5 protein-coding genes are annotated in these 5,882 nt (G+C 51.9%); 3 read left to right on the forward strand and 2 right to left on the reverse strand.

From position 1 onward, the window contains the following. Nucleotides 1–383 precede the first annotated feature (383 nt). Together MK110_19635 and MK110_19640 are read right to left on the reverse strand one after the other, a co-directional pair. Nucleotides 384–1,613, reverse strand: coding sequence for an ABC transporter ATP-binding protein (locus MK110_19635; GenBank protein MCH2213516.1), 1,230 nt, complete (start codon nucleotides 1,611–1,613; stop codon nucleotides 384–386). A gap of 131 nt (nucleotides 1,614–1,744) precedes the next feature. After that, the gene (locus tag MK110_19640; GenBank protein MCH2213517.1) at nucleotides 1,745–2,623 is read right to left on the reverse strand and encodes an ABC transporter permease; all 879 of its coding nucleotides are present in this window, start codon (nucleotides 2,621–2,623) and stop codon (nucleotides 1,745–1,747) included. 294 nt (nucleotides 2,624–2,917) lie between these two features. On the opposite strand from MK110_19640, the gene MK110_19645 reads away from it, so the two are divergent. From MK110_19645 to MK110_19655, 3 genes are all read left to right on the forward strand, one after another. Continuing rightward, nucleotides 2,918–3,841, forward strand: a complete 924-nt coding sequence (locus tag MK110_19645) for a class I SAM-dependent methyltransferase (GenBank protein MCH2213518.1) — start codon at nucleotides 2,918–2,920, stop codon at nucleotides 3,839–3,841. Continuing rightward, nucleotides 3,838–5,487, forward strand: a complete 1,650-nt coding sequence (locus MK110_19650; protein ID MCH2213519.1) for a hypothetical protein — start codon at nucleotides 3,838–3,840, stop codon at nucleotides 5,485–5,487. Before MK110_19645 ends, MK110_19650 begins: the two co-directional genes overlap by 4 nt. 88 nt (nucleotides 5,488–5,575) lie before the next feature. Continuing rightward, the coding region (locus MK110_19655; protein MCH2213520.1) for a hypothetical protein at nucleotides 5,576–5,882 on the forward strand (307 nt) is incomplete at its 3' end.

The following is a 5,882-nucleotide window of genomic DNA, read 5'->3' on the forward strand; positions in this document are numbered from 1 at the left end:
ACATTTTCGGCGATTGTGGTGATGGTCATGATCACCACCATGATCACTCCACCAATGCTCAAGCGGTCACTTGGCAGAGCGACCGGCAAGAGTGAAAGAATTCCGTAGCTGATCCCTGGATCAAACCGGCGATCGGATTCTGATCTCTGCGGACGGCAGGAATGCGGTAAAATGTCAGAGTCCGAAACCCTGTCACAACCAGCGTCGGACGCTCAACAACGACACGTCCTGGATTCTCACACCGAAACAATTGCACCCCACCCAGATGTTCCTGCAGTATTCGGAGAGTCCACAACCCGTTTGCGCAATCGTGGATAACGACTCAGCTGAAACTGTTTCATCAGATTCTGAAGTCTCGTTAGCAACGTGAGGCCACCTGTCATTCAAAACCAGCGGCCGTTCACAAAAATGATACCCGTTGCACCCGTCTGTTCGATCACTCTCCTGTCGTTGGATTCGACGGAAAAATTAAGCGCGTCACTCATTCGGGCGTGCTGCCCGCTGCCCACGGAGGTCACGACCGCCTCGATCGAATATTCGCCGGCGAGCAAGCCACATGTCTCCAGTTCAAATCCCACAACGGCTCTTCCAGATACGAATTGCCTTGTTTCAAAGTGACTGCCGGACGCGATGGTGGCGATCAGTACGTTGGACATGGAATACACCATCAGCCGAAACCGCAGATCCGAGACCTGTCGGGAGTACTCGCACTCCATGCAGATTGAGAAGGTACTGCCTGTGGATACGACTTTGGTCCTCGTCCCTCCGGCCGTTTCCAGCCAGACTTCGTGAATCCGAACATCTCCCGTGGATTCCTGCTGAGGTGAGGTTGTTACTGATTTCGTCAGTTGTTGTTTTTGCAGTTCCGTATGATACAGGTGGATGGCTTCTTTGGGAGCTGCCAGTTTCAGGACTCTGCCGTCGGACATGGCGGCAACGCGATCACAGAGCCGTTCCAGCTGATAGGGATTATGTGACACGACGATGAAACTCGTTCCCCGTGCTTTCATCTCGTAGACGCGATCGTAACATTTTTTCTGGAATGCGTTGTCACCAACTGCCAGTACTTCATCAACCAGCAACACATCCGGCTGGAGTTGTGATGCAATTGCAAAACCCAGCCGAACCTGCATTCCTGAACTGTAGGTTCGGACCGGTGCGTCAATCGAATCTTTGATGTCTGCAAATTCGACGATGTCATCAAACACGGCTGCTGTTTCCCGGCGAGTACGTCCGAGAACGGCACTGTTGATGTAGACGTTTTCTCGTCCGGTCAGCACAGGATTGAACCCGGCCCCCAGGGCAATCAAAGCCCCCACCCGACCACGAATCGTTATCGATCCTGTATCCGGCTTGATGAGGCCGTTGAGCAGTTTCAGGAGTGTTGTCTTGCCAGCCCCGTTGTGACCAATCAGTCCCAGGCATTCGCCGCGTTTGAGTTCAAACGAAATGTGTTTGTTTGCCCAAAATTCACCGGACCGCAGTGTGTTTTGCTCGCGACTAATTCGCAGCAGATCCGCGGCGGAGTCCCGAAGTCCGTACCACAGGCTGGTCCTCAGATCACGGCAGAATTTTTTGCCCACATCATCACAGTGAACAAGAACGTCAGACATGGGATAAGGAACCAGTGACAAAAAGCATCTCGTAAACGCCTTTACGTGTCATCAAGGAGGATTTGGTTGCTTGAAAAAAAGGCCAGACAGCCCTGTCATGCTGTCGAGGGGATATCCGAATCATTTTTGGACTACATTCCCTGTCGTTCAATCAAACGGGGCAGCGCGATGCGAAAGACGATTAAACCAAACACAAGCACCAGGCTGCCTGCAATACTAATCATCATCATCTGCAAAGCGTAGGGGCTGTGCCCCTGAGTCAGCCAGTCGCGCGTGACCACAACAAACGGGGTTGCCGGATTCAAACTCACAAGGCGACTGGCGAAGCCGGACACCGGAGGCGGATAGATTACCGGGGCGAGGTACATACCAAACCCCAGTCCGACTTCGATGATTCGCGATACATCGGTGTAGAGTGCACCCACCGGAACCAACAGTAGTCCAATACTCAGACCGGTTAAGATCGTACAGGCCAGTCCCACGAAAAACAGAGGGGCAGTGGGTGCCAGGGGAATCTTCAGGAGCAGAAACACGGGAATCAATATCAGTGATCGAATGAGCACTTCGAACAAAATTTTTCCAACCCCGCTTAAAATAAATGTCTCCGGTGGTACGCGTAATTTAGACAGCACACTTTGTGCCGCAGTAAATGACAACAGGGGTTGATGAACGGATGCGGAAAAGACAGTCCAGATGAGTGATCCCACCAAAACATAGGCGGGATATGGAATCGAGGTCTCCGTGATGTCAACGACCTGTGAGGAGTTCAGGAAAAACCAAATAATGGTTGTCGCGACCACTGGCGCGAACAGCCAGAAGTAACTCAGGTAGCTTTGTCGGTATTGAGCCTTCAGGTCACGCGTGAACAAAACCCAGGACAATTCCCGGAATTTCCAGAGATCATGAAAAATCACGGCCAGTAATTTGTCTGGTCTTCGGAGTTCGGACTCGCACGAATAGCAGACCGTCGGCAAATCTTCAGAGTCAGCAACGAAAGTGGAATCATTCAAAACAGATTGAGCCTTCGTTGAAGGTCTGATATTTTCAGACGGGCACCACAATCACGGGCTGTCAGGCCTGGTTTATTGATGTGAAAACCCCGGTTTATTCATGTGAGAACACAGTGATCGATGATCACGAGTTAAGTCGGACTCGCAAATTTGTGCACCGACACCAGGTGATGACGTGTTTTGAGAGTTTTTTCGCATAATTGCACAGACCACTGTCCTACGACGTCAATGTTTTCTGTGCTGGTCCGGAATCCAAATTTAGTTCGTTTCAGGGATCCCTGTCACGTCAGAGACATGAACGTCAGACAACGGTTTTGCCCCTGTTTTGGGCAGTCTAAAATTTACCTGGCAACAGATTCTCCGGGATTCGTACGTCAGGAACAATGGACCTTTTTGCGAAGATATCCTGATGCCGGCACACGAGCCGTTTGCGAACTGCCAACATCCGCTCCACACCTTTCCTTTAATGACGCAGTGATTTCCCATCCGGCTCAGGCCCGAATCATGACGAACACATACTGTATTAAACCCGGGTACGAGCCGTCACAACAGACGGAATCGTACGACCCGGAGGCCAGTCGGGCTTACTGGACCGAAGAACGGATTCACAATTCGAGAATTTATCAGTATCACGTGTACACGGCCTGCCGCGGGCTGATTCGTGCACATCGCTGTAAGTCCCTGCTTGAGGTCGGCAGCGGCCCTGCGGTCAAAGCTGCGGAACTGCTGGCGCCCGAGCTTGAGCATGTGACGCTGGTTGATCAGCCGTCTGTGGAGCCGCTGGTGGCACAAAATCTTCCCAACGCTGTATTTGCTTCGATCAATCTGGAGCTGTCTGATTTGGATTTGGGTCAGCAGTTTGATGTGGTGTTGTGCGCGGATGTTGTGGAACATCTCGTAGATCCTGACCCCTGTGTGCGACTGATCAAGCGTCACCTCAGTCCTGACGGGTACGCGGTGATTTCCACGCCCGAACGGGACATCCTGCACGGTCCGGACTGCAATCAGTCACCGCACCATGCTCACATTCGTGAGTGGAATCAGCATGAATTTGCCGCCTGGTTGAATAGTCATGGCTTAAGGATTGTGCAGCACACGCTTCTCCCGCAGACCAGACTGGGACCGGTGGAATTCATGTGGTCTCGGATTCTCGGAAAATTTGCGGCCCTGCCTCGCTGGTTTGGTTGTCAGATGGCAGTCGTCCGGAACGGAACATGATGGGCAAACAAGCCGGGAACAGTAAGACCCGAGTCGGTGACGCTGCTGTTACGGCACCTTCAGCCGATTCACTGAAGGCTGCCCTGTTCGTCACCCTTTGTGCAGGACTGCTGATTGCGGTCTCCCATTACGTTGAACAGTATCTGAGGTATTGCGGCCGACTGCCGGAATCTGTGTATCGTCAGCCCCTCATTTTTTTCGGGTTGTTTTTCCACGACTGGACACGCGTGCTGGGCGTAGTCCTGTGCTGTGTGCCGATTGTTTTCAGTCCGCAATCACGCTGGTCTGAAATGGTCGAATTCAAAGCCATTCGTCCTGTCGTCATGATGACCGCCTTTGCCGTGACATGGGCATTTTCAACTTACTCCTACAATTTCTTCTACGACCAGTCGCACCTGTTCGATCGCAGTCTGCTGATCATCCTGTTCGGCCTGACGTTGTGGCGTCCGTGTTGGTTTCCACTGTTCCTGCTAACAGCAGTCACGATAGTCTCACAGTTCGAACACCCCATGCCGGGGTACTCATGGACGGACAAGATTCTGCCGTTTCGTGTGTTGTTTCTGTTTTGCAGTTACCTTGTCGTCTTTCGACTGTTTGACGCGCAGACCGCTGTCCGGGCGTTTTTTCTGGTACTTTTCGCAATGACCGGGGCCCACTATTTTATTGCCGGCTGGGGTAAGCTGGAGATGGAATGGTGGAACTACGGACATGTGTACCACATTGTGGCGGCGGCCTGGGCCAATGGCTGGCTGGGCTTTCTCTCAGAATCAGAAATCATCCGCGTAATCGATGTTGCAGCCTTTCTGGATCCCGTGGTGGTGGTGTTTACACTTCTGGTTGAAGTGAGTTCATTGTTTTTTCTGTTTCACCGACGGATAGCCATCGGACTTGTTCTGGGCTGGCTTCTCCTGCACGTCGGCATTTTTGTGTTTTCCGGAATCTGTTTCTGGAAATGGGCATTGCTGGACCTGGCAATCGTGCTGGCATTGCGACAAATGTCTCACGAAACCAGCCGTTGGCTTTTTTGTTCCAAACGTGCTTTTGCCTGCGCAGGACTCATTTTGATCCTGTCTTTTGTGGTAACCAGGCCCGTCAAACTGGCCTGGTATGACACGCGACTGGCGCACACATATCGTTTTGTCGGCACCGGGGTCAGTGGAACGCGTTATGATATTGGCAAATTTTTCATGGCGCCTTATGACCTGCAACTGGCTCAAAATCGTCTTCGTTATTTTCCCGATCAGGATCTGATTGTGCGAACCTATGGCATGACACAAAACCCGAAGCTTGCCGCAGAACTACTGAAGTCTCCGTCTGAGCTGGAACTTGAAGAACTGATAGAGTGGGACAGGATTGGTCAGCATAATCCTGCTGCAGTGGCGACCTTTGACCGGTTTGTTACGACCTATTTTCGTAACGTGAACTCACAGTTGTCGCTCAAACGCTGGCATTTTCCGGCGGCAGCTCCCCAGCATATCTGGACCATGCCAACAGGTCACCAGTTTGACTGTGGTGAACCGCTGGAACGATTTGCCGTCCATTTAGTGACGACCATGTATGACCAGTCAACCGGGATCGTGCAGCTTTCAGATCGCCCGATACACGTTGTGACGATTCCCGAAGCGAAAAACGCTGAATCAAAGTGAAAACCAGGGACAGCGGTCTGTTTGACTCTTTTTACCTGCAATAAGATGGGACAGCTTTGCTGTTTCGAAACGTCTGTTGGCTTTTATCATGAAAAACAGCCCGTCAAGCCATGATGATGTGATTGCATTTGTCAATCCGGCAACACACAACGCCCTGGAACAGACAGGTGATCAACTGACAGATGCCGTGACGAGTCAGGTTGTCGGCAGAGTGGTGGACGGAGTGCCGCGGTTTGTGGCCCTCGAAGATAACTACGGTGAAAGTTTTGGCTGGCAGTGGACGCACTGGGACACAATTCGCAAGACGGCTTACACACCGAGTTACGGACTGGACGCCGTCATTCGTGACCGAACTCGGTTCGATGAGTACGAAACCGAGGGTAAAACGATCCTGG

This window comes from Fuerstiella sp., assembly GCA_022447225.1.
In the GTDB taxonomy this organism is placed as follows: Bacteria; Planctomycetota; Planctomycetia; order Planctomycetales; family Planctomycetaceae; genus S139-18.